The organism is Polaribacter irgensii 23-P (genome assembly GCF_000153225.1).
Classification (GTDB): Bacteria; Bacteroidota; Bacteroidia; order Flavobacteriales; family Flavobacteriaceae; genus Polaribacter; species Polaribacter irgensii.
Map to the genome: position 1 here is coordinate 162,510 of NZ_CH724148.1, position 24,243 is coordinate 186,752.

General features: G+C 32.0%; 23 protein-coding genes and 1 other RNA gene. 10 read left to right on the forward strand and 14 right to left on the reverse strand.

Annotated elements, in window-relative coordinates:
* The first annotated feature begins 53 nt into the window (after positions 1-53).
* The 4 genes from PI23P_RS00735 (at position 54) to PI23P_RS00745 (ending at position 4,738) form a co-directional block, all read left to right on the forward strand.
* Complete coding sequence (locus PI23P_RS00735; RefSeq protein WP_004568775.1) at positions 54-2,249, forward strand: DUF8693 domain-containing protein; 2,196 nt, start codon at positions 54-56, stop codon at positions 2,247-2,249.
* 21 nt (positions 2,250-2,270) lie between these two features.
* The gene (locus tag PI23P_RS12620) at positions 2,271-2,438 is read left to right on the forward strand and encodes a hypothetical protein (protein WP_004568776.1); all 168 of its coding nucleotides are present in this window, start codon (positions 2,271-2,273) and stop codon (positions 2,436-2,438) included.
* Between the two features lie 79 nt (positions 2,439-2,517).
* Complete coding sequence (locus tag PI23P_RS00740; protein WP_004568777.1) at positions 2,518-3,648, forward strand: phosphoenolpyruvate carboxykinase (ATP); 1,131 nt, start codon at positions 2,518-2,520, stop codon at positions 3,646-3,648.
* Positions 3,638-4,738, forward strand: a complete 1,101-nt coding sequence (locus PI23P_RS00745) for a nucleotidyltransferase family protein (RefSeq protein ID WP_004568778.1) — start codon at positions 3,638-3,640, stop codon at positions 4,736-4,738. Before PI23P_RS00740 ends, PI23P_RS00745 begins: the two co-directional genes overlap by 11 nt.
* Here PI23P_RS00745 and PI23P_RS00750 read toward each other — a convergent pair.
* Positions 4,735-6,087 carry a UDP-N-acetylmuramate--L-alanine ligase gene (locus tag PI23P_RS00750; protein ID WP_004568779.1) on the reverse strand — a complete coding sequence of 451 codons (1,353 nt, stop codon included), beginning with the start codon at positions 6,085-6,087 and terminating at the stop codon, positions 4,735-4,737. The two genes, PI23P_RS00745 and PI23P_RS00750, sit on opposite strands and share 4 nt — an antisense overlap.
* Positions 6,088-6,265: 178 nt before the next feature.
* On the opposite strand from PI23P_RS00750, the gene PI23P_RS00755 reads away from it, so the two are divergent.
* Entirely contained in the window at positions 6,266-6,712 is a 447-nt protein-coding gene (locus PI23P_RS00755; RefSeq protein WP_004568780.1) for a hypothetical protein, read from the forward strand.
* Positions 6,713-6,781: 69 nt separating this feature from the next.
* Here PI23P_RS00755 and PI23P_RS00760 read toward each other — a convergent pair whose 3' ends face one another.
* On the reverse strand, positions 6,782-7,792 hold the full coding sequence (locus PI23P_RS00760; RefSeq protein WP_004568781.1) for a M28 family peptidase: 1,011 nt from the start codon (positions 7,790-7,792) through the stop codon (positions 6,782-6,784).
* Between the two features lie 141 nt (positions 7,793-7,933).
* Here PI23P_RS00760 and kdsA point away from each other — a divergent pair, with 141 nt between their 5' ends.
* Together kdsA and PI23P_RS00770 are read left to right on the forward strand one after the other, a co-directional pair.
* Entirely contained in the window at positions 7,934-8,764 is an 831-nt protein-coding gene (gene kdsA / locus PI23P_RS00765) for a 3-deoxy-8-phosphooctulonate synthase (protein ID WP_004568782.1), read from the forward strand.
* Between the two features lie 177 nt (positions 8,765-8,941).
* Complete coding sequence (locus PI23P_RS00770; protein WP_004568783.1) at positions 8,942-9,514, forward strand: hypothetical protein; 573 nt, start codon at positions 8,942-8,944, stop codon at positions 9,512-9,514.
* Positions 9,515-9,555: 41 nt separating this feature from the next.
* Here PI23P_RS00770 and PI23P_RS00775 read toward each other — a convergent pair whose 3' ends face one another.
* The gene (locus tag PI23P_RS00775) at positions 9,556-9,777 is read right to left on the reverse strand and encodes a DUF3820 family protein (RefSeq protein WP_004568784.1); all 222 of its coding nucleotides are present in this window, start codon (positions 9,775-9,777) and stop codon (positions 9,556-9,558) included.
* Positions 9,778-10,983 (reverse strand): NAD(P)-dependent oxidoreductase, encoded by a 1,206-nt coding sequence (locus PI23P_RS00780; RefSeq protein ID WP_004568785.1) that lies wholly within the window; start codon positions 10,981-10,983, stop codon positions 9,778-9,780.
* Positions 10,984-11,135: 152 nt separating this feature from the next.
* Here PI23P_RS00780 and ssrA point away from each other — a divergent pair.
* Positions 11,136-11,529, forward strand: a transfer-messenger RNA (tmRNA) gene (ssrA, locus tag PI23P_RS12300).
* A gap of 78 nt (positions 11,530-11,607) precedes the next feature.
* Here the strand turns inward: ssrA and PI23P_RS00785 are convergent.
* From PI23P_RS00785 to PI23P_RS00825, 9 genes are all read right to left on the reverse strand, one after another.
* A complete protein-coding gene (locus PI23P_RS00785; protein WP_004568786.1) occupies positions 11,608-12,699 on the reverse strand; it encodes an AbiH family protein in 1,092 nt (363 codons plus the stop codon).
* 504 nt (positions 12,700-13,203) lie between these two features.
* On the reverse strand, positions 13,204-13,773 hold the full coding sequence (locus PI23P_RS00790; protein ID WP_004568787.1) for a hypothetical protein: 570 nt from the start codon (positions 13,771-13,773) through the stop codon (positions 13,204-13,206).
* 189 nt (positions 13,774-13,962) lie between these two features.
* Positions 13,963-14,322, reverse strand: a complete 360-nt coding sequence (locus PI23P_RS00795; RefSeq protein ID WP_004568788.1) for a hypothetical protein — start codon at positions 14,320-14,322, stop codon at positions 13,963-13,965.
* A 5-nt stretch (positions 14,323-14,327) separates the two neighbouring features.
* Positions 14,328-14,609 (reverse strand): helix-turn-helix domain-containing protein, encoded by a 282-nt coding sequence (locus tag PI23P_RS00800; RefSeq protein ID WP_004568789.1) that lies wholly within the window; start codon positions 14,607-14,609, stop codon positions 14,328-14,330.
* 168 nt (positions 14,610-14,777) lie between these two features.
* The gene (locus tag PI23P_RS00805) at positions 14,778-15,293 is read right to left on the reverse strand and encodes a hypothetical protein (RefSeq protein WP_004568790.1); all 516 of its coding nucleotides are present in this window, start codon (positions 15,291-15,293) and stop codon (positions 14,778-14,780) included.
* A 120-nt stretch (positions 15,294-15,413) separates the two neighbouring features.
* Positions 15,414-15,611 carry a hypothetical protein gene (locus PI23P_RS00810; RefSeq protein WP_004568791.1) on the reverse strand — a complete coding sequence of 66 codons (198 nt, stop codon included), beginning with the start codon at positions 15,609-15,611 and terminating at the stop codon, positions 15,414-15,416.
* Positions 15,612-15,669: 58 nt separating this feature from the next.
* Positions 15,670-16,875, reverse strand: a complete 1,206-nt coding sequence (locus PI23P_RS12870; RefSeq protein ID WP_367888920.1) for a tyrosine-type recombinase/integrase — start codon at positions 16,873-16,875, stop codon at positions 15,670-15,672.
* Between the two features lie 478 nt (positions 16,876-17,353).
* Positions 17,354-19,183 (reverse strand): leucine-rich repeat domain-containing protein, encoded by a 1,830-nt coding sequence (locus PI23P_RS00820; protein WP_004568793.1) that lies wholly within the window; start codon positions 19,181-19,183, stop codon positions 17,354-17,356.
* Between the two features lie 454 nt (positions 19,184-19,637).
* Entirely contained in the window at positions 19,638-19,871 is a 234-nt protein-coding gene (locus tag PI23P_RS00825) for a hypothetical protein (protein ID WP_004568794.1), read from the reverse strand.
* A gap of 216 nt (positions 19,872-20,087) precedes the next feature.
* Between PI23P_RS00825 and PI23P_RS00830 the strand changes: the two genes are divergently transcribed.
* Positions 20,088-21,362: a hypothetical protein gene (locus tag PI23P_RS00830; protein WP_004568795.1), complete on the forward strand. Its 1,275-nt coding sequence runs from the start codon at positions 20,088-20,090 to the stop codon at positions 21,360-21,362.
* Positions 21,363-21,635: 273 nt separating this feature from the next.
* Here the strand turns inward: PI23P_RS00830 and PI23P_RS00835 are convergent, their stop codons facing one another.
* The gene (locus PI23P_RS00835; RefSeq protein ID WP_004568796.1) at positions 21,636-23,693 is read right to left on the reverse strand and encodes an acylase; all 2,058 of its coding nucleotides are present in this window, start codon (positions 23,691-23,693) and stop codon (positions 21,636-21,638) included.
* Between the two features lie 358 nt (positions 23,694-24,051).
* Between PI23P_RS00835 and PI23P_RS00840 the strand changes: the two genes are divergently transcribed.
* Positions 24,052-24,243 carry a hypothetical protein gene (locus tag PI23P_RS00840; protein ID WP_004568797.1) on the forward strand — a complete coding sequence of 64 codons (192 nt, stop codon included), beginning with the start codon at positions 24,052-24,054 and terminating at the stop codon, positions 24,241-24,243.

The following is a 24,243-nucleotide window of genomic DNA, read 5'->3' on the forward strand; positions in this document are numbered from 1 at the left end:
TCAATAAATACTATTTTTTTTTGTATCTTACTGAACCCCAACGAACAAAAGTCATGAAACTCCACAAAAATTTTAAAATCACCTCCTTAATTCTTGTTATAACAATACCTGCACTTCTCTTTTCTCAAACTTCAGGAGACATCGCTTTTATAGGATTTAATGCAGATGGTGATGACGACTTTGCTATTGTAATATTAAAAGACCAACCTAAAAATACAATTATTTATTTTTCTGATAAACAACCTGCAAGTGCCACGAGCTTATCGGGTAGTGAGGGCACTGTGGAATGGAGTGCGGGAAACACCGTCTTAAAATCAGGTACCGTTGTTATTTTTAATGATTTTGATTCAAGTGCTTCTAGAAAAGTATCCATTGGAGCGCTTACAGACCAGATTGGTCGCTTTAACCTTTCTACAAATGGGGATGCTTTATTTGCATATACAGGAACCATAAACAGTGTTGCTGTTTGGTTAGCAGGTATTCAAAATGGGGCAGGAAACGAAGGGGCTCATTTTTCAGATACTTCTTTAATCGTAGGAAGCACCTTTGTGAATTTTTATAGTTCAGAAAATTCAGAAGCTGGGTTTTATAATGGTAGTCGCTCTTCAAATATCTTGTATAGTGACTATTTATCTTTTATCGGAGATAGTTCCAAATGGGAAAAGGCTGCAGCAAATATTGATGGAGAAAGCCTATTACCCTTCTCACAAGAGGCCTTCACTACAAACACAACAAATTGGCTTGGAGCTTCAAGCAATCTTTGGAATTCTTCTGCAAACTGGGATAATGGCATCCCTACTTCAAGTTCTTTCGCACAGATTCCAATCACTGCTGAAACTCCGAATATCGCAGCAGGAAATAGCGCTAATGCTGGCAACATTGCCATCATAGAAGGAACACAAATTACACTTAACTCTAGTGCATCCTTAATTGTTACCGGAACTTCAAATGGTGCTGTTACCTATCACAGAGACTTAGAGTACCACATTGACGGACTCAAAACTTGGTATTTAGTTTCGAGCCCAGTGCAAGGAGAAACAATGACCAACATGCGTTCAAATAATAACTTTATGACAAATGAAGACAACGAAATAAGTTTTGCTAGTTATGATAATACACAAACAATTGCGACTGATCGGTGGTCTTATTTTTCTGATACTGCTGCAGAAGACCTTATAACGAGCAAAGGATATGCTACAAAACTAGCCGCTCCCGGTTTCATTTCCTTTACGGGAAGCATGTCTACATCAAACATATTTATTCCTTTGTCTGCAGCAGCTGAGAATGAAGGGAACAATTTTAACCTTATAGGAAACCCTTTTGCCGCATACATCAATAGCCACGATTTTTTATCCTTAAATACCGCCATGCTCGCTCAAGAAGAAATATATATTTGGAATCAAAGTACGGCTTCCTATGATACTAAAATTTCAAGTATACCTTATAAAATTGCACCAGGACAAGCTTTTTTTGTTGAAGCGGCCAACACCAACATTGCTCAATTTTTAGAAAGTCATCAATCTCACGAATCTTCTGATACTTTTCAAAAGGAATCAAAAATAAGTATCAAAATTATTATGAAAGATAAAATAAACTCTCGGTATGCAGTTATATACTATGCACCAGAACGAAGTACTGGTTACGAGAACGGCCATGAGGGAAAGTTGTTTGGAGGCACTGCACACCCCTTCACAATTTACACTCATTTAATTTCGAACAGTCAAGGACAAGACTACCAAATACAATCTTTACCAAATCTGAACTATGCAGCAATGGTGGTTCCTATTGGAATAAATGCTGCAGTTGACAAAGAGATTACCTTCTCCACAAAAACAATAAACCTCCCTCCAAACTTAAATATATTTTTAGAAGACAGACCTCAAAACAAATTTATTGTGTTAACCCAAGACAATGACGAATACAAAGTTACATTAGATACTGCGCTAAACGGTGTCGGACGCTTCTACTTGCACACCTCAGAAACCTCTTTGAAAACTGATAAAGCGAACATCTTAAAAAACATAAGTATCTATCAGAGAAGTCCAACTTCCTTAAGAATTTCAGGCATCCCTCACTTAAAGGCAAACATCACATTATATAATATACTGGGCATAAAAATCTTAGAAGCCTCTCTTAAGTCTAAAGAAATTAAGGATATCGAATTGCCAAGACTAAAGAGAGGCCTTTATATTATTGCGTTAAAAACAAAACTTGGAATACTTCACAAAAAAATGATTCTAGGCTCCTAATAATTGTAAAATTAAAAAATCATGAAACATCAAAAAGCTAAAAATCAAAAAATTTCGCGAAAGGAAGCTTTAAATAAAATAAGTAAATATGGGGAAAATTCAATTTTAACTGCACTTGGTACCTACCTGATTTTAGATCCTAAAAAAGCACAAAGCCATAGCCCCGAAAATCCAGGAATGGGGTTTTAATGTTTATTTTAAAAATAACATATTAAGCTGCATCACTATTAAAGTTATGCTAAGGAAGAAACAACTACGTTTGGTAGCGATGAAAAAAGGACTTAAATACGTGTCAACAAGAATAGAAGATAAAACGATTGTTTGGTCTGAACACTCTAATGAATATTTAATAGTAGAAAACACGACTGCCACGATTATAGAAAAGCTCTACTCAGGAAATACAGTTCAAGAAATAGCAACTACTATTGTTAACGATTTAAAAGTGCCGTTAAATACAGCAATTGATTTTATAGTAGATTTAGAGAAAAAAGTTAAAACATCAAAAACACCAAGAGCGAATGCTGTTTGTAAAATAATAAAAAAACCAAAACTATTTCAATACATTAAATATTATAAAGTAAATGAGCTTCTTTTTAAAATGGCCTTTTCTTCTGAATATGAACTGTATCTAGTGCATCCGAAGTTTGCACATTTGGAGGTTCCAAAAAAAAGCAACCACTCACATACCTTTAGTGTTTTCTCACAAGATAATTTCATATACTTATACGTGAACAATACCTTTATCAACGGCTGGAACCGCAAAGAAATTCACTTTTTCCAAGGGAAGTTTTCTATGGAGTTCATTCAAAAAATTCACAGTAAAGAAGAACGTCAGTGGCTAGGTGTTTTTCATGCCTCCGCAGTTTCAAATGGAAAAAAATCAATACTGTTCTTAGGAAATTCTGGAAATGGAAAAAGCACTTCTCTAGCATTGTTGCAAGCAAACGGATTTACCTGCTTGGCAGATGATTTTGTCCCAATAGATTCCAAGACAAAAAATGTGTATAGTTTTCCTGCAGCTATTTCTGTTAAAGAGAATAGTTTAAACACCTTACTCACACGCTACCCTGATCTGGAAAATAGCATAGTATATCATTTTAAAGAATTAAATAAAACTGTTAGGTTCTTAAAACCAAACAACACAAATTTTCTATCTCACTTGCCTTGTAAAGATTTAGTATTTATTAAATACGAAAAAGACAGTGTTTTAAAATGTACTAAAATATCCAAGATAGCTGCTTTTCAACTCTTAGTTCCAGACTCTTGGTTGTCCCCAATAAAAGAAAATGTTCAACTATTTTTAGAATGGTTTACCTCTTTAAATTATTATCAAATCACCTATTCAGAAAATGAGAAAATGATTGCAACGGTTTCTAAAATATTTACAAATGACCTATAAAGACACGCTTTTTTTTATTGCAAAGTGTTTGACTATTTCCTTAGAAGAAAAAAACAAAAAAGAAATTGAAGAAGAATTAAAAGCTGGAAATATAGATTGGGAATCAATTGTAAAAGTGAGCACAGCACACTTAGTGTTTCCTGCTTTGTACTGTAACTTAAAAAGAGCAGTATTCTTACATTATTTACCTGTAGATCTGATTGCACACATGCAACACATAACCGATCTAAATCGAAAAAGAAATACTCAAATTATTGCGCAAGCTCAAGAAATCAACCAACTATTAACAAGACATCAGATACCCCCAATATTTTTAAAAGGAACGGGGAATTTACTTGAAAATTTATATGAAGATCCCGCAGAAAGAATGGTAGGTGATATTGATTTTATTTTCTCTCCGGATCACTATCCAATCGCTATCGAAGTGCTCACGCAAAACAGTTACTCAAAAGTAGATAAAACCACCTACGATTACCCGCACTTCAGGCATTATCCAAGATTGCGAAAAAAGGGTAATATTGCCGCAGTAGAGATTCACAAAGAGTTTTTAGTTGAAAAATACGCCAATGAATTTAATTATGCCCTCATTGCAAAAGATATACAAAAAGTAAAAACTATTCATTTGCTAAGTTTTCAAAATCAATTGGCATTGTCCATAATTGCAGTGCAGATAAATGACGATGGATTTCAGTACAAAAATATTTCTCTCAGAAATGCCTACGATGTTTTTTTACTCTCTAAAAAGACAAGTGCAAAAGAAGCTTTTAATAAATTTGAACGACTAAAACATCCCCTAAATTGCTTTCTAGCAAATTGTTTTGAGGTTTTTAGCAAACCTGAAACTTTAAAGTATCACAGTAGTTTAAACACCAATGCTTATCTCAATGCCTTCTATGAGCAAGCGCTTAGCAACAATATAAGAGCGAAACGCCAGCTTAAGACGGCAAAACAGCTTTTTATTTCAAAAAGATTGATAATTCTTAAGAAATCAATTTTCAACAAAGCGCTACGCAAATGGCTTCTTAAAAGAATTTCAGATGCCCAGTGGCGCAAAGAAAAACTAATTCAAATAGGAATTAGAAAAGCCTAAAGCTTTGTTTTTAGCGCTTCAAAATCCAAACCACCGTAATTGCCAGAGCTCATTAACACCAGGGCCGTATTTTCTAAATTCTGACGAAATAAATATTCTTGAAATTCTTGTGGATTTGTATAAATAATTAGATCATCTCTTCCAAATGCTTCTGCAATTTGTGTCACAGTCACTGCTTCTAATTGCTTTAATTTCAACGCTTCTGGCGCATAAAAGACGACTGCTTTATCCGCAGCGTTTAATGCACCATGGTACTCTGAAAGGAAGGTTGTATTCAAACTAGAATAGGTATGTAGTTCTAAACACGCTAAAATAGTTCTATCTGCATATTGTTCTTTAACAGCGTTTGTCGCTGCTAAAACTTTACTTGGACTGTGTGCAAAATCCTTAAAAATTACCGTCGACTTATTTTCGGCGATCTTCTCTAATCTTTTACTCGCTCCTTTAAAATTTGCAATGGCCTCATAAAAGTCGTCCTCGTCAATTCCCATATGTTGGCAAATCCACTTTGCACCTGCCAAATTTTGAAGATTGTGCTTCCCAAAAATTTCTAAAGGTAAATCTCCCTCTACCGTTTCTAAATAGGTAATTCCGTCTTCTATAAAATGATTCGGAGTTTGATACGGATACTTTTTAATTTGATTAAGAGAAGCTTCGACCACCTCTTTTACGATGGCATCTTCTTCATTATAAACCATACTTCCCCCAGGAACCATTGCATCTGTAAAAATTTTAAATTGATCTGTATAATTCTCAAAATTTGGAAACACATTAATATGATCCCACGCAATACCGGTAATCAAGGCAATATTTGGCTTGTACAAGTGAAATTTAGGACGCATATCAATCGGTGAACTAAGATACTCGTCTCCTTCCAATACAATAAAGTCATTTTCTTCTGTTAAATGCACCATTGTTTCAAAACCTTCCAGTTGCGCACCTACCATATAATCTACTGCTCTTTCATGGTATTTTAACACATGTAGGATCATTGAGGTAACGGTTGTTTTTCCGTGAGAGCCTCCAATTACAACTCGTGTTTTATTTTTAGATTGCTCGAACAAAAACTCGGGATATGAATAGATTTTAACACCTATTGCCTGTGCTTTTAAAAGTTCTATATTGTTTTTTTTTGCATGCATTCCCAGGATTACCACGTCTAAATTAGTCGTTATTTTTTCTGAAAACCAACCAAACTCCGTGGGTAACAATCCGTATTTTTCCAACCTAGCTTTAGACGGGTTGTGAATGGCATCGTCACTTCCAGAAACTTGATACCCCTTTTGATGCAATGCAATTGCAAGGTTGTGCATCGCACTTCCTCCAATAGCAATAAAATGAATGTTCATGTAAAAAAATTTAGAATGTCAAAAATACAAAAGCTCCTTCCAAAAATGAATATTATTAGAATCAAACTAGAATAAAAATTACTTTAAACAATTTAAAGGGATACATCTATATTAAATACGCGAAAAATAATGGAATCTAATTTTTAGATTAATAAATATTTTATCTTCGTCAAAAAAAATGACGAAAATATTTTTAGCATTTGCACTATTTTTAGCCACAATATTATCGGCCAACGCACAGGAAATTTCAGACAATGTAATTGGTTTGCGCTTGACTAATAATAATAGTTTTAACTCTGAAATCTCTTACCAAAGAAAATTAAAAGAACATACTCGTTTGGAAATAAATTTAAGCACAAGGGATGGTTTTAGGGATTTAAAACTTGTAGGACTACATGAGTGGGTTTGGAGTTTAGAAGAAAATTTTAATTGGTATGCGGGTTTCGGCTCAGGAATTTATGAAGCAAGTGGCACCTCTATTTTTGCCTCTGGAATTATCGGCGTAGAATATCAATTTAAGATACCTCTCTTATTATCCCTAGACTTCAGACCAGAAGTAAGACTCATAGGTAACGTAGATAATGTAAATTCTAATTTAGGACTGTCTATTAGATATCAATTATAAACGGTATTTTTTTTAGGCAATATAACCCTTTATCTATTATTTAGAGCACTGGTATTGGCACTTGTACAATCACTTCTTTACCTCTTCAAGCACCACTCTTGTTGGTGTATCTTTTCCATTGACAATACTTTTTATTCCTTTTGCCACCGCCTGTATCGTTTGTGTAATCACTGTCATATTTAAAGTTTCTGCAGCATCTGATACTTTGTGATAATCTGGATCTACATCAATTGGGGTGGTAGAAAAAGTATGCGAAGGAACTCCTAATCTTGCCAATGAGGCATTGTCTGATCTAAAAAATAAATTGAAATTTCGATACGGATCTGGAAATAATTGATATCCAGTTCCCATTAAATTTTGTTGAATAATAGTTCCAAAATCAGATCTTTCGAAGCCTGTTAACCAGGCTGTATTTGGTCCAAAACTGGGTGTTTTTCCAATCATTTCTAAATTGATACCCGCGACAAACTTCTCAGCATCGATGCCTTTTCCAAAATATGTAGAACCGATTAAACCCATTTCTTCGGCAGTAAAAGCCACAAAAACAAGGGTTCTTTCACTGCCTATTTCCTGATAGTATTTTGCCAATGCCAATACACCCGCAACTCCAGAGGCATCGTCATTTGCACCGTTGTAAATGCGGTCTCCCGCAACTTCCTGCTGCATCCCAAGGTGGTCATAATGTGCAGAAACAATTACATATTCTTCCTTTCTACTTTTCCCCTCCAACACCCCAATAATATTACAAGAGGTCACATCTTGCTGTGTTCTTTTATTTTTAAACGTGAAGGTTTGTCTGTAATTTTCTAAATCTGCAAATACTGACAATCCAATTTTCTTAAATTCATTTTCTATGTACTTTGCCGCCTTTTCAATTCCAGCAGTTCCACTTGCTCTCCCTTCCATGGCATCGGAGGCCAGTGTATACACATGCTTTCTAATAAGATTAGAATCGATGCGAACTTCTGAAGCTGCACTTGTTATTTCAACTGCATACTTTTCAGTGTGAATACTACTTTTTGAAGTCTTACAAGAGATAACCCCAAAAGACATTGCAAATAATACATACTTATAATTCATTCTAATATTTTTTCGATGTTGAAATATACCTATTAATTGAAGAAAAAATAACTTTTACAGTACTTAAAAAGTTAAAATTCTTAAAATTCAACAATCTAAAGAATGTATAATTTTATGTATTTTTACCTAAAATTTTAACTAATGATCTTATCTGAAATACCGAATATAAAACATACTAACGAGAATAACTTTTTTCTACTTGCAGGACCCTGTGCTATTGAAAGCGAAGAAATGGCAATGCGCATTGCCGAGAAAGTGGTTCACATTGCAGACAAGTTAAAAATTCCATATATCTTCAAAGGAAGTTTTAAAAAAGCAAATAGAAGTAGGATTGACAGTTTCACAGGAATTGGAGATGAAAAAGCATTGAAAATTTTGCGCAAAGTGTCTGAAACCTTCGGCGTACCGACAGTGACAGATATACATGAAGTTTCTGATGCTATAAAAGCAGCAGAATATGTAGATGTTTTGCAAATACCTGCTTTCTTGGTGCGTCAAACCGATTTGGTAGTTGCAGCTGCTAAGACAGGGAAAGTCGTCAACCTTAAAAAAGGACAATTTATGAGTCCTGATGCGATGAAGCACGCCGTACAAAAAGTAAAAGATGCCGGTTCTAACAAAGCGTGGATTACAGACAGAGGTACCATGTTTGGTTACCAAGATATGATTGTAGATTTTAGGGGAATCCCTGAAATGCGCGCATTTGCTCCAACCATTTTAGATGTTACTCATTCCTTGCAGCAACCCAATCAAATTGCAGGAGTAACTGGTGGTAGACCAGAAATGATCGAGACGATTGCCAGAGCTGGAATTGTAAATAATGTAGATGGATTGTTTATAGAAACCCATTTTGATCCCTCAAATGCAAAAAGTGATGGTGCAAATATGTTACACTTAGACAACCTCGAAGCACTCTTAACTAATTTAGTAGCCATTAGAAAAACAATTAATAATTTTCACAAACACCTATAACTTTACAAATGAATGTCTTATATAAAATTTTAAAAGGACTTATTTTTTTTTAGTAAATTGAAATAAAAATAAACGTGTAGACATCAGAGCTAAAGTGCTAGTTTTCCAATTTTTATCTTTTGCAATTTCACCAAATTACTTCTCATTTTGTATCTTTACAAAAGAGAGTTACTATTTATGGTAAAAAAAACAGTTTTACATGATAATTTTGAAGTCAATTTCACTTTACGAGGATTTACGAGTGTTCTAATAGGTGGTTATTTCTTTCTACTTGGCTACATTTATAAGTACATTCTAGAGAGTTTTTTAATTGAAGGTCATTCCATAGCTTTTTTATCACCAGAAATTATCGAAATTATATTTATTGTTTTGGCTGCTACTTTTGTTTTGATCTCTTCGCTCGCTTTATTTATTAGCGGACTAAGAACAGCTCGAAGCTTTCAGCAACGTTTTTGGAACTCAAAAACAACAAAGTTCTTTATGAAATTCGCAATTGCTGTCGTTTTTGTGTTTGTACTATTAACAAAACTTATGACGTATGGCTTTATCGATTTATTAATGCCTGTTTTCTTGATAATATATGCGTTGTTCTTATTTGTTATTAGAAACAAAGAGCGTAAAAACTTACTTTTTTTAAGCATTTTATCATTACTATTAGGCATTCTATGCTTTGTAATTCCTAGCTATTGGAATACTACTTTTACTATTTTAGCCATCTCTCACGTAACCTACGGCGTAGTTGTTAGATAATGCATAAAATAAAAATTAATACTTTTAATAAAAAATAAGATTTAAAACTTTTTTCTAATCTCCCGAACCATTTCTTCGAGTCCATTAAGCTGCAACTCATACACCAACCCCATCTGCTTCCCTAATTTTCCTGCAGGAAACCCTTTGGTTTTATACCACACAATATAATGCTCAGGTAAATCAATTAAAAAGGTTCCCTTATACTTTCCAAAAGGCATTTGCATTTTGGCTAAGTCTATTAAAAATTGTCTGTCTTCAGTCATTTATTCTTTGCCATCAATATATGCTTGCAAATATGAGAAACGTGTAGTTAGTTTTCCATTTGCTGTCATCTTTGCGCGCTGCAGTACTCCATCTTTATCATCATTGAAGAAAGCAGGAATTACATTTTCTAAAAACAAGGCTCCAAATCCTTCACTTGAATCCTTTGGCAATTCACAAGGCAAATTATCTACAGCCATTACAACAATTGCATTAGGAGCATTATAATCCACTTCAGACGCGGTATTTGGATCGTACCCATATATAGGATCTTCGATCGTAGACGCTCTTAAGGTAGAGGCTACTGGCCCATCTACATCACAAGAGATATCGGCTACAAATTTAATTTTAAAATATTTAGCTTTTGCCTCTTCTCGGGTAAAGAGATAGGGTGCGCTACTTCCGTAAAAATGCCCGGCAATAAAAAAATCTGTCACCTTTGCAAAACGAAAAAAGTCAGAAACATAATCTAATGGATGCGTGTAAAAATGTCTATTCGTGGTATTCTTATCCACTTTATGTTTGTTGTAATCTAACACATCCGCTAAACAATACACGGGTTCTTCAAAGAAGTTTTCGAGATATTCTTGCACCGAAACCCTTCTTATACGCATTGCATCTAACATCTCTTTTGCACCATACGCAACTCTTCCATTTCCAGTTAATAAAATTTTATACTTCGGAATGTCTACTGCATTTAAAGCCGCTATTAATTCTACCTGCCCCACTAAAGTTTCTGCTTTGGGCAATGTGAAAGTAGCATTTTTCAATCCAATTGCTCTAAAGCCATTATAGGCTCCCACAATACCAGCATAGCGTCCAAAACCAATCAAACGATTGCCATTTTCTTTTGCGATTGTCTCATGATCATACAATTCGATGTTTTTATCAAGAATCGCACGCATCAAATCACGGTTGTAGGGTTGCTTTTTAATTGTATGGCTAAAGAAAAAATATTTTTTATTTGGAATCAGATCGGCTATCGGTACTTCTTTCACACCAAATAAAACATCACAACTTGCCATGTCTTGTGTTACTTCAAAACCGACTTCTTTGTATTGTTGGTCAGAAAACACCCGAATATTGGAACTTTCTACAAGAAACTCAGCAGACTTATATTCATCTTTGAATTCTTTTAATTTTTCAGGAGAAAAAACAACTCTTCTATCTGGTGGATTTTTTCGTTCTCTTATAATGCCAAACTTCATGATCTTTGCGGTTATTAGTTCCTAAAAAATAGTGTGAAATACGGAAATAAATATTTGTTCGAAGATATTGGAATTAATACGGATAACCAACTGTATTTTTTATACTTTTGTATTGAGCATTTCTAAAGATAGAAATAGTTCATTGACATTTTGGGGACGACTGGTTTTGACAGCAAGGACAGTAGATTGGTAAGCATATCGAGTTATGAAATAATACTCGTAAAACCTAATTTCAACTTTTTAAACGGCGAAGATAACTACGCTTTAGCTGCATAATCCGAATTATAGTAGGATTGGCCTCGGCACACTAGGTGTGCAAGCTTTATGTCCACGAACAGCCTTGATTTGCGGCGTTTCACTTTTGGATATCGTAAAAGTAAATATAGAAAGCCTGATATTTCGACAGGTTTTTGAAACTAAAGAAGTTAAGCTAAAATTGGATTGTTCTTAATCAGCTTTTAGTCGAAAACTAAGAAAGAAATAAATATGTAGAAAGCTTTTTGACTGCTTGTTTGGACCCGAGTTCGATTCTCGGCGTCTCCACTATTAATTATTAACACCTCAACGTTTATATAAGTTTAAACGAAGAGGTGTTTTTATTTTCCCCACATATTCCCCATAATATTATTTAACTAAATCAATTTGTGGTATTTCATCTAGTTCATCAAAAGGATTAACTTTTTCCCTTACTTGTTTATTTTTCTGAAAAACTCTACTTATGTTATATAAAATATCGTAATAATTTTTAGAACCTTTATAATGGAGCACTCTTATTGACTTACATTTATTATTCTCAAAAATCTCCCTTAACAAAACTTTATCTGACAATGAGCAAGAATGACCATAAATAACAACTTGAAAATCCTTTGACCGCGATAAAAACACTAGTAGTTTCTTATAATTGTCGTTATTCTGATAATTATATGTTTTTATATGTTTTAATAATACATTTCTCCCATCATTTTTTAAATTATTAAAATCTTCGTTATCCTCGTCACCATAACCGAATATCACATCTTCTTTATTATTTATATTTCCGTGAATAGAGATAACCTTTGAATTTTTAAATTCAGTTTTACTAATAATTTCGTTTAAAAAATTTGTGTAGTTAAAATTAATAAAACAGATATTATCTAAACGTACCTCTTTTTTTGTCGAGCTATTATTAACTCCGTTAGCTCTAGTTTCCTTTAATAAAATATCACTAAAATCATTCGGTCCGAATCTATGAACGGCACTAGTAACTAAATTAAGGTCTGATAAATATTTTAATAACTCATCCCTTATGAACTCTAGCTGACTATTTAATAATGGAATATTCTGATTATCCTTTTTACTTATACTTAATAGACTTTTATAATATATCACCTCAATATCTCCCCAATTATCATTTTCTGTGTTAAATAATTCTTCAATAAATGGTGATATGAACCTATACATAACAATATCTTTTTCAAAAAAAAGACGAACATCTTTTATGGTTTTAATCTTATCAATAGCAGAGAGAAAATTCTCTTTTCCCACAAATCTTATAAAATGAAATGTAAATATTGGATTTTTTGCCTCATAAAACTTATTGGGTTGATGATTCTCTTCGTTACATACTTTTGTAATTTCTTTTTTTAATAGAAAAAACAAAAACTCTCTGTAACTGCTAGGGCAACCAATTGATTTATCAAATCCATTTCCTATAATCACTATCTGATCTAAAGCCATATTTAAAATTTTATAAATCTATTCTTTAATTGATTTGGATGCATCTCAATCAAATATAAAAAAACCCTCTTGATTAAAACAGAAGGAACCCACTAATTCAACTGGTGATTTTTAAATAAAAAGAATCCGTTTTTTCTATTTAGAATATCAATAACCAAATACTTACCCCCCTATTGTTCGTTTTTCTATTGTATATTTCCCTAACTTAAAGGCGATGTACACTGATATATTACTCTATGGATTTATCCCACTACCTACCCATAACTAAGTATATATCTATAAAAATTTATTTATTTCTGTATATATTTATTTAATATTTAATATAATAATATGTTGAAATAATTTTCATAAGGGAAAGAAATAATTTTCATAAGTATAAAGAATAAGATTAGGATTTATTTATATCCCTTTATCTTATAGCAGGGGGTCTTTTATACATTCGTCTAAATATATTTTAAATCTTAAACATATATCTTGTTTATCAAAATCATATTTATCATACATCTATTGATTGAAATGTTCGTTAACAAAAAACGTTTTCTCTAAACTTGAGTATCGGCCATAAGGCAGTAATTGAGTGTATTCTTTTTCAATAATTTTAATACTCTTTTTCGCAAATTTATTTACAAGTTCTAAAGGAGAAAGTTTAATTTTAACTTTATTACATTTAGATAGAAAGACTTCATCCACTCTCAAATACCTTATTGTTTCGTTTTCGATAACTCTATATATAAAACCTAAATCAATCAATCTTTTTAAATAGTTTTGTAAATTCCTTTTTAAAGACAAATCTTCCCTTTTCTTTTCCTTTACTATTTTAGCCTTTTTAACAAACGTTAAGGGTAAATTATCATAAAAGAGAGTATTACCCATCAACGTATATACCGAACCTTTAAACGTTTTATTTATTAGATTTTTATTCAAATACAACTTAACTATTAATGTTAGTATAAAATAGTGTTTCCCTTTCAGCTCCTTTGATCTTTCAAGATTAAACTGTTTAGCCTTAAAAAATTCAATAATTACCCATTGATTTATGGTAAGAACATATTGAAAATTATCGTTTTTTTTCATTATATTTATTATGTATTTACTGCCCGTGAATACAAACATTTGAACAACTTAAAAAGGAACTCTTAACAGCTCCTTTTTTTATTATATGTAGAGTTTATGTTGTTTTACGATTAACTCAATCAACGCCTTTTTAAAAGGGTGAAAATCTCTAAATAGGTCGATTACAACAGTTTCTGAATTTTTAAAAAACTATAATATTATAAAGTGTTTCGGATTTTCCCAGTCTTTCCCCTTATTGTTTTTTACATTTAAAATAATTGGTTCTGATACATTTCCCTCAAATACATATTTTATTGAAGTCCTTGCCAATCCAGTTTTAAAACACCTACTCCAATTAGTATTATTTCTAAAATATAGCCAGTAATCAAAGTGCCTACTTCTATCATGAAAACCATTATCCTTTTCAATTTTAATCTGGCTCTTTAAAACCCTGTCAATTAAAGAATTATTTTTTATAACAAAAACATATTCCCTCTTTATATCTGTATTATTACAAGAGGAATCTATATTGTAAATAGCTCTTACATACTTCTTGTTGCCCGTTCTCATAACTCTTAACGATTAGAGTTAAACAAAGTACTTTCTATTTCTTTACGACTAAAGTAAGTGCGATTACCTACTTTATACATTTTTAAAATGTCAGTATTTGCCCATTCATGAATAGTAGTGAGGCTAATTTTTAAAAGTTTAGCCGTCTCCATTCTCGTTAAAAAGTCCTCGGGTTCCTTCGGTGTTAAATCTTTTTTTAATTCGTTTAACTGACTTCTAACACCATTTAAAATGGTTTCTGTTAATTTTTCAGGTGTTACCCCATTTACTAAAATTGCATCTGTCATAACTTATGTTTTATTGTTATTGTTAATGCAAATATCTAACCTCATCTTAGGCTATATAGAAGGATATTAGGGGTATCTATCCCCCTTGAAATTCGTATCAGTATTTTTTAAACTGATCGTCATAGTAATTTGTAAAATTATCATTGTTCAATTTTAGGTTTTTAGCATTTAACTCAAAAATATTAAATAGTTTTTATTCCAATATTCACGAGCAAAGTCTGTTTGTGTACTTTTAATTTTATATGGTGTTTCTTTATCTATCTTTTTATACCACATTTCTGTAAATACAAATATTAATGCAGTTGTCTGATTATCTTCAACCATTAGCCATTCCTCAACCAAATAATTAAAAAATCTCTCACTGGGTGCATCTTTAAAAATAAGATCGTTAAAAGTGTTGGTTTGTTTTACTGACAGAAAAATAATTTTATTTTGTATTAATTCTTTAAAATCAACTAACCCATTATAACTAAAACCATACTGAAAAAGATTATTTTTCCAATGCTCAATATCTCGCATTTTCGGCTGCTCATGATTATGATTTGCAACCAATAATTGATCTATGGAGTTAAACATTTTAAATAGCATTTTATCTAATTGAGTATCTAACTCTTTTAACCTAATTAAATCAATCGAATTTATTCTTTCTGGTATTTCACAAATGGAATTTAAATCCTTTAACAACTAACTGAAACTTGGTTTTTCTACTCCCTTACTCATTTTAAACAACTTTTGCCCGTTAATAAACTTTTTAACCTAATTCGAATTAAGATAGCGCGATGTAACACACTTAAAAATTATAAATTAATAGGCCCTGAAATATCCTGTTTTACCGAAAAGTACGGCATAGCTAAGTGCAGTAATTATCATTGATATAATTAAAGTCCATGCAATAAATTGAGTGTTTTTCTTTATTGATGTAATATTGGTATTATCTTCTTTTGCCAATTCTAGTAATTGTGCGATGTTCTCTTCTTGACTTAGGTTTGTTTTTGTTTCCATGGGGATTGGTTTAGTATCTCAAAGTAATTGTTTTCGATAAAATTATTCATTTTACGTTTTAAACAGTTCCATTTTTAATTACTTCTAAAATAGGTTTTTGTTCTTTCTTACTTTCTTGGAGCTGCCAAAATTTATTTAAAGTTTCGGCATTATCGTTAGCTGTTTTTCCAATATAATTTAAAAACATCTTTTCGGTTGTATGGCCAGTAACTGCCATTATTAACGGTGTTGGTAGTTTACCATAATGATTGGTAGAGAACGAACGTCTCATAATATGACTAGAAACTAATTCATGTTTTTTATAATCGTCTTTTACTTTTCGCCAAACTCCTTTTTTTAGTTTGATACTTTTGGATCCATTAACCTCTTCATTCATACCTACATTTTCACAAACTTTTTTAATATAATCATTAAACTTTTGACTAGATATTTTACGAGGAAATTCGCCTTTATTGGTTTCTAGTATTTCTCTTACTTGCTGATGTAATGGTAAAACTATTTTTTGATTTGTTTTTTGTGCCGAATATTCAATGAAACCATTTTTAATATTGTCTTTTGTAAAGTTTAATAGGTCGCTAACTCTTGCACCTGTCCGAACTCCAATAATTAGCCAATTTTTGGCGTTTTCTAGGTAGGGTTTATATGTAAAGGTCGTATTGTATATATTATTAATTTCTATCTCTGAAAGTGTTATAAAACTAACTTTTTCTTTTGTTGCTCTAAACCTGTCATCCTCAACCTCGGTGTTAATCTTTAAACCATACTTTTTAGCATCAATACAAATCGTTTTTATAAAAGTCAGGTATTTACCAGTAGTATTGTAATTTAACTTTTGGACATTATGTAAGAAGTAAATAAAATCTTTGTGAAATTTTAAATTTATATCTTGAAGTAATAAACGTTTTTTTCTATACTTTTCAAATGCTAATATTTTATTAATTATAGTTTGATACTTTTTAATGGTTGCCTTTGTAACTCCAGTTTTACCACTTTTTAAAACCTTATTCCCAAGGTTATCATAAAAATAATAGGCGTAATCCGTAAAGTATCTAAAATCTACATTTGTATTTTGATTTAAAAAGGTTCTTATTGAAGTATTTAACCAGTCTGTATTTATTATGCCACCATCTGAATAGACATCATTAAATTCATTTAAAACGCAACTCTTTAAATCATTTAATTTCTTTTGTAAATTTAGTTTTTCACTATTCTTTGCAATCTGTTTAACATCTCCTTTCGAAGTACTCCAGTAACTAGGGTCTATTAATAAAGAAGTTGATTTAGTAAAATCAAATTGTTTACGTGTCTAAAACGGATATAAATAGAACTAGGGTTCTTGTTTCCCTTAATTAAAAATCTTGCAGTTGGCATAGTCTAACATTTGAACAATCAAATATAAAAATCTTTCCCCACCTTTTCCCCATCTGTTCGTATTACTTCAAACTTAACTGAATTATAAACTAATTCCAAAACACCTTTAAACCAATTAAATAAAACAAATAAAGTAGTAATTTAGCCAAACAATATTTTAAAGTAATTAGATAGGTGCGGTTCTCTGCCTATCCACTAAACGGGACAAAACCATTTTTTTTTGAGATTGTCCCTTTTTATTTTCCGGTAAGTCCTTGTCTATTTGTAAGGTAAACCTTAAAACAGCCTTAAGTAAATCATTACTAGATAGTTACCAAATAGTATAAGTTGAACTTTTAGAAGTATTTTGAATATTATCAAGATTTTCAAGGCTAATCACAGTCCAAAGAAATTGTAACACTAGAATCATAATTCCATTCAAAATTTGTAGCTCCATTATTTATATTATCTAATTGAGTCTGATTTACTTTAATACAAGTTAAATTAGGATTATTCCCTGCACTAAACTCCATAAGATTCTCCATCATGGAAAGATCTAATGTTCCTTGTAGGTCACAATCATTAATGTTCAACTTATATAATTGAGTACTTGAAGACAAATCCAATGAAGTTATCGGACTTTGGTGTATACTAAATTCTGTTAATGAAACTAAATGACTTACATCAATTTCTGCAATATTATTTCCTCCTAATTGCAGTTTCCAGAGATTGTTATTATTCGAAACATCAACAGAAGTGAGGTTATTGTTACCAAGCATTAAGGCCTCAAGTTGCGTTAAATTTGATAGATCAAAGTAACCTCCAGGCCCTATGTAACCTGACATTTTACCCAATGCTATATTAGGCATTGCTAGAATTTTCATTGATGAGTTCTGAGAAAAATCTACTTTTGGTATGGTTTTATTATTATCTAAAGAAATCTCCTCTAGATTGGGATTTCCGCTAGTATCAATCGTATAAAAGCTATTAAAATTTAAATACAAATACTTCAGTTGACTATTTTTAGTAATATTGATGCTATCTAAATCATTTCCCGTTAAATTTAAGATTTGTAAACTTGGAAATGCCTCAATTGCTGCAAGATTAGTTAGTCTATTTGAAAATCTACTATCATAATCCATAAAATCTTCCCATGCACAAATGATAGCTCCACTTTCATCATAACATGCATCATCAGCCATTATTGCTATTCCCGCCATATTTTGAGCATTACTAGTGAGCATATAGTCATCCATTTGATTATCAAACCCCTCATCTACCAGCCATTGTTCTAAATTATCATCTGGGATATATGTAAGGTTTGAAGCATAGGATTCTTCTTCAAAACCATCCAATAACTGAACACACAAGCCTTCTACAGATATTGCTCCTGTAAATCCTCCGTTATCATCTAACGCAGCGTCGTATATTTGACCAATTTTAGTTACTGAACCTCCTGATTCATTAACAAATAATGTTATAATATTATTTTCCTGGTCTAATGTATAATTTCCAAAAACAACATAATTACAGGTTCCATTATCATCAAGTGTATACAGTTTGAATGCAGAATTACTCTCCTCAAAAATTAAAGAATGAATATTACATACATCTGAAAATGTTAATGATTGTACAATCCTAGTGTATATATTATTTTCAGAATCCATATCAGTGTCCAAATGTGTACTCATTTCGATTGTATAGGCTCCAGGCTGAGACAAATTTGCTGTAGTAGCAAAATCAAAATATGTAAAATCTACAGATGCCAACGAGTCTGAAATTGTATAAGTTTCAAAAATTTCTTCACCAAACGCCTCATCTTCATATGCTATCTTGTAAGACACTAAAAACTCATTAAAGATTGGCAGATAACCGAAATTACCAATAACAGCAGTAATTGTTTCATTTTCCGACAACTGCCCAGTTAAAGGCAATACTGCTTCTGGTAAAACCCCAACATCCAATGAATCGTTATAAGTACTCCGAATTAAATGAATCCCTCTTTTATAAGTTTGTCGTTTTTGTTTTATTTTTCCTGATACTTTATTTTCGATAAATTCCCACTGACCAGAAACACCGATCGTATTTACAGCCGGAAAGACGTTTCCACTAGGACCAGGAGTGCTTCCATCGGAATTATTGATACTGTCAACTTCTGAATCATAATTACTGCACCCGAACATTATACTTAATCCTAAAACTATTGTAATTAAATTTTTCATATTAAATTTTTCTTTCACTATTATGTCTCACAAGTATATAAAAAACAAACCCTCTGTTTGATACATAACTGATACATAACTGATACATAAATAGATTAAAAAAATTAAGGCAACAAGCAATCGAGGGGATTGTGAATTACTTAAAAGAAGAAGAGTACGCATTTGATTTAATATTTTTAAAACATAAAAAAGGGATAATTTCTCATCCCTTCCTCTCCCTTTTCATAGAACTTCTCATCAATTTTATTGATCGTTAATTTCTTTTTCCCAATACTTTATCTACTATAAATACATGCTAAATCAAGATTGTTATACGGCTAAATAGCATGAAGTGTATTCATATTCTATAGCTCATGTTTAAACTTACTCGTTGACAACTATTACCTCTTGTTGGTGAAATATTTTATACCGCTTAATCTGTTTTGTAAGCAATAAAAATCATGATTTCCTTTTTCTAAACAATTTTTTCATCTTTTGAATCATATATATGCATCCATGCATATCCCAACTCTACCTCTAAATACTCTTTTTCATTGTACATAGAATATTCCTTGTTATAGTCTTTTAGAATATACTTTTTGAATGCTAGTAAACATTCATCGATACAATCACAGTCAATAAAAAAATCTTTCATTCCTCCACTTGGATGATAAGTGCTTCCTTTAAATACTAAATACCTTTTCTTCATTTTTAAAGCGCACAACCGCATAAAATTAATAGCCTGTGCCGCAATTTATTAAAGGCTATTAAATATTTATTAATTTATTTTCTAATCAAAAGTAATCGCTTATTTAGGGCTATAGATCATATACTTGCGCGATATGTATCAATACGCATTCTTGTCATATAGAAGCGTAAAAATATATAAATAATTCACTATATTTGATACATAAATGATACATAAATGTTTGCTTTATTAAAACAAGGGATTGAAAAAAAAATAGGGCAACAAGTTCTAGATCGAGGCGACTGTGAATTGCTTGCGAATGCAATATTAGAGACGCTAGATATTGAAATTAGCTACAATACCATAAGACGTTTGTTTGGTTTGGCTCCAAATGTCAAACCTAACAGAAACACACTAAATATTTTGGCCAAATTTATTGGGTACAAGAATTATATTCATTTTACGCAAACGCATCTCCAAAAAGAACAACAAAATATGTCGGTTGTTATTTACAGGGCTGTTTACGATGCGAACCCGGTTGAAATAATTAAACTTGTTCAAAAAACAAAGAAAAGTACTGAAGATTTTGTGGGCTTTTTAATCATCCTTTCAAGAGAGCTACTTTACAACAAACAGTTCGCTATTTTAAATAAAGTATTTGAGCTAGAAGAGTTAGAATACAACTCCTTTTCTTACTCAGAAATCCTATATCTAGGAAACTCGATTGGTTTACTATTAAGAAACCAACCTTTGAAAGATAACGAATTATTGCATAATACGAACTTTTTACGTTGTGTATATTTAACATTTGTTGATTACTCAACTCTAAATGGCTATTATAAAAATTGGACCAAAATTATTCATAAAAACACAAAAAGCAAGGAACTTCAGGTATTCACCAAAGCTATATTAACGTTTAGAAGTTTTTTAAATAATAAAAAAATAACAGACCCTTTTGAAAACTTAGCCTATAGTAAAACCCTACATCCAATTCTTTGCAGTAGGTTATTCTCGATAAAAATAGTGGCAAATAAGTATGATGATTTAAACGCAATTTTAAATAAATATTACCAAATACATTCAGGGAAAAAATCATTATTATTAGACTATTCGTTCGAGCTTTTGATTACCGCAATTACAACAAAGAACATTGTGCTAATGCGCTATCTTATCAAAACTATAGATTTGAATGAAAATGAATTATTTTATTATCAGAAACATCATTTAAACTTATTCTATTTGATGTGTGTCTATTACTATAAATTTACAAATGATAAAAATCAACAGAAAAAATACCTGGCACTCTTTGATTTCAATTATGTAAGATATAGTTATGAAGATTATATTAAATTATTATACAATGTTTTTTTATACTCAGAAGCCAAAACGACATCCTTAAAGGAAGCGATTAAAAATAACTATGTGCTCTCTAATAAAAGCCTAAAATACCCTTATTTTTCAGAAACATATTTGATAAATTATTTTGTTGATACATCGCTAAATTCTGAATGAACTCAGAACGACAAACGCTTCATTTCAAAGAAAGCAAATAAAACAGCTACAATCCCCTTTTAAAACATTTAGCAAGACCGCTGCCCGTATCCCTTTAAAAAGCTATAAAAAAAAGATGAAATTGAGTTACTCTCAGATATATCAACCAATGCGAAAATAAAAAAGTTTTCTAACTCATCTCACGAAACCGTCATTTGCTACATAATCAAAGGTATTTTCAGCGAACTACTGAGAACGGAAACTTATAAGACTACAATCCTACTGCACGCTAAGCTATTTAGGCGCATATATTTTAGTGGCTGTTTTCAATACCTCAGTGCGCTCGAAAGACATGGTTTTTGTTTTAAACTTAGCGTATAATTCCATTTGATCTGTGTAATGTGAACTTTCAGGTCTTCGACTATTTCCAAAAGAGATCACAGATTCATAATATGTCTTGGTAGGCGTAAATCGCACCAATCCAATATAAGACTCACCATGTGTAATTTTTATGCGTCCATTCTTATCAGGCACACCTCTCATTGCAGTTACAACGTCTGGCAAACCAAAAATAGGAATGGATTTATCTCCACGTACCAATTTTTGAAAAGCTCCTAATTGAATGCGCTCACTATTAAAATACTTCTTCAAATAACCTTTTGTATCTTTCAGCGCTTCATAAAGTATGGCTTTCGAGAAAATATGATTCGCATCTAATTTTAGATAATGCGGCATCAACTGATAATAGAGCACTGCGTATGCACCAGCGCCATAAGATACAGGATCTGTAATTCGGTCCCAATTTTTAATATCAGAAAGCAACACATCTACCGCTGGATAGTTGTCAATTTCCATTTCAAAGAGTGCATTTAAATCCATATAATTATACTGCAATGGCGTAGGTAGTTGATGGTCATATTTAATGCGTTTGAAACGTTTATAGTCGATGTGCTCTTGGGCTTCTAAAAGCTGCAAAAGTCTTGTAGATCTGTTATTGTCGTACGTTTCGTACTGCATTGCTCTTGCAAAATTTTCTGCTTTTGGATTGTCCGCAGCACCTGAAGATTTAAAAGGGCTGTGGTTTGCATTGTATACAAAACCTGACTTCGGACTGATTACTTGTGGTAAATCTTGAATATCATAATACGAATCCCAAAGTGTCTTGCGCGTATTTCCTGGAACCACATCTGTCCAATCATATCCTTTCGCTCGAATTGGAATTTTACCATTAGAAATATAAAAAATAGTATCGTTTCTATCGGCATACCCAATATTATATCCTGGCAATGCCTTCATTTTTAATGCTGTGTAAAATTCGGTAAAACTTTTTGCCTTATTCATATGCCACCACTGCTCAATCGCATTAATATTTGTAGTGCTTGGGGTTCGCACCGAATACACCCCTGTTTTATTTTTTAAAGTAGGCCCATACATACTTTTGTAAAACTTTTTCTTTATCGGAATGTTCAGCCCTAAAAACTTTAGATTCAGTTTTGCTTTTAGCTTTTCTAATTTGTATTCCGCACCATCTACCAAATACACATCTTTCTTCTCCGGATGCATTTCTAATGCAAATACATCTGCTTTATCGGGATAATTAACAGTATGTGTCCATCCTAAAAACTCATTCGCTCCAGTAAGCAGACAAGGAGAACCTGGAAAGGTAGCTCCAATAATATTTGTTCCTTCTTCACTCACCAAATGTGCCTCATACCAAGAGGTAGGGCCTTCTAAAGGCTGGTGCGTATTGATGGCTAAAAAAGTTTCATCCGATTGGGTTCTACTGCGGCTGATGGCTAGTAAATTTGATCCTTTAGTATCCTGCGTTATGTCATATGGCCATGACATCTCATCATTTACAATGCCCTTTACCAGCTTGTCTGCCCCATTTGAAATAAAGAGCTGCAATTGCGTGTAGCGCAACAACTTTTGAGGTGTTAATGGAAATAATTCTTTTTCGAGTATTTCTTTTGGATGTTTTTTTGAAAATGCATTCAATCCATCCGTAAAACCTTGCAATACTGCTTTAAACTCACTACCTAGTGTGTGAAAATTTTCATTTACTGTCGCCTTTGATTGAATAAATTGCGTCAAAAAATCTGCTCCAGCTCCTTTTTTTCCAATGCGTTTTCCCAAAAGTCCATTCCCTGCCAAATAGGATTCCTGTAACAATTTAAAATGATCTTCTGCTTGTGCCCATGCAAAACCATAAGCAAGTGCAGCATCTGTTGGTGCATAAATATGCGGAACCCCATATGCATCTCTGACAATTTGAATAGTATCAGGATTTATTTGAGCATTACTTTTAAAATTGAGAATAAAAATTACAAGAAGAAGCACTATTTTTTTCATTGGATTGTTTTTGTAAAATACTACCTATCTGCCAGTATTTGATCGCTCTAAGATAGAAAGAAAGAACGAGTTTTAATTACGGCTCAAAATAGCTAAATTTATTCAATAAATTATTCTAATACAATGATTTACTGCACTTCTAACGAGAAATACTAATATGAAATAAACGATCTGCAAAAGGTTTTACCAAACAAAATTGCGAGCTCATTTTATAGTATTAAAATAAATTTATCATGCACTATTAAGCGCACGACTATTTATGTTGTGATGTTAAAAAAAAACTTTTCAGAAAACAGGAATTAAATTAAAGCTATTAAACTCCTTATTTCAAGGCAGACATATTATTATAAATTCGAAAATGATTCAAGATACGGGTCTAGAAAAATTATGTGAGCTTGCAAATACAAAGAAAGAAATTCTCGAAAAAACTTCCAAATTGATTACTTTGAATTTCACTAATGAAAACTCCGAAAAACGCCGCGAAGAGCTACTAAAATTTAGCCCTGAAAAAAATGCCAAAAAAATTATCACTATTATTTTTAAACACTAG

Bases quoted from the DNA above. Each gene is read 5' to 3' on its own strand.
- PI23P_RS00745 (WP_004568778.1), top strand. From the start codon at position 3,638: ATGACCTATAAAGACACGCTTTTTTTTATTGCAAAGTGTTTGACTATT.
- PI23P_RS00790 (WP_004568787.1), bottom strand. From the start codon at position 13,773: ATGAAAAAAAACGATAATTTTCAATATGTTCTTACCATAAATCAATGG.
- PI23P_RS00780 (WP_004568785.1), bottom strand. From the start codon at position 10,983: ATGAAGTTTGGCATTATAAGAGAACGAAAAAATCCACCAGATAGAAGA.
- PI23P_RS00835 (WP_004568796.1), bottom strand. From the start codon at position 23,693: ATGAAAAAAATAGTGCTTCTTCTTGTAATTTTTATTCTCAATTTTAAA.
- PI23P_RS12620 (WP_004568776.1), top strand. From the start codon at position 2,271: ATGAAACATCAAAAAGCTAAAAATCAAAAAATTTCGCGAAAGGAAGCT.
- kdsA (WP_004568782.1), top strand. From the start codon at position 7,934: ATGATCTTATCTGAAATACCGAATATAAAACATACTAACGAGAATAAC.
- PI23P_RS00775 (WP_004568784.1), bottom strand. From the start codon at position 9,777: ATGACTGAAGACAGACAATTTTTAATAGACTTAGCCAAAATGCAAATG.
- PI23P_RS00770 (WP_004568783.1), top strand. From the start codon at position 8,942: ATGGTAAAAAAAACAGTTTTACATGATAATTTTGAAGTCAATTTCACT.
- PI23P_RS00785 (WP_004568786.1), bottom strand. From the start codon at position 12,699: ATGGCTTTAGATCAGATAGTGATTATAGGAAATGGATTTGATAAATCA.
- PI23P_RS00755 (WP_004568780.1), top strand. From the start codon at position 6,266: ATGACGAAAATATTTTTAGCATTTGCACTATTTTTAGCCACAATATTA.
- PI23P_RS00735 (WP_004568775.1), top strand. From the start codon at position 54: ATGAAACTCCACAAAAATTTTAAAATCACCTCCTTAATTCTTGTTATA.
- PI23P_RS00830 (WP_004568795.1), top strand. From the start codon at position 20,088: ATGTTTGCTTTATTAAAACAAGGGATTGAAAAAAAAATAGGGCAACAA.
- PI23P_RS00825 (WP_004568794.1), bottom strand. From the start codon at position 19,871: ATGAAGAAAAGGTATTTAGTATTTAAAGGAAGCACTTATCATCCAAGT.
- PI23P_RS00740 (WP_004568777.1), top strand. From the start codon at position 2,518: ATGAAAAAAGGACTTAAATACGTGTCAACAAGAATAGAAGATAAAACG.
- PI23P_RS00800 (WP_004568789.1), bottom strand. From the start codon at position 14,609: ATGACAGATGCAATTTTAGTAAATGGGGTAACACCTGAAAAATTAACA.
- PI23P_RS00795 (WP_004568788.1), bottom strand. From the start codon at position 14,322: ATGAGAACGGGCAACAAGAAGTATGTAAGAGCTATTTACAATATAGAT.
- PI23P_RS00840 (WP_004568797.1), top strand. From the start codon at position 24,052: ATGATTCAAGATACGGGTCTAGAAAAATTATGTGAGCTTGCAAATACA.
- PI23P_RS00760 (WP_004568781.1), bottom strand. From the start codon at position 7,792: ATGAATTATAAGTATGTATTATTTGCAATGTCTTTTGGGGTTATCTCT.
- PI23P_RS00820 (WP_004568793.1), bottom strand. From the start codon at position 19,183: ATGAAAAATTTAATTACAATAGTTTTAGGATTAAGTATAATGTTCGGG.
- PI23P_RS00810 (WP_004568791.1), bottom strand. From the start codon at position 15,611: ATGGAAACAAAAACAAACCTAAGTCAAGAAGAGAACATCGCACAATTA.
- PI23P_RS00750 (WP_004568779.1), bottom strand. From the start codon at position 6,087: ATGAACATTCATTTTATTGCTATTGGAGGAAGTGCGATGCACAACCTT.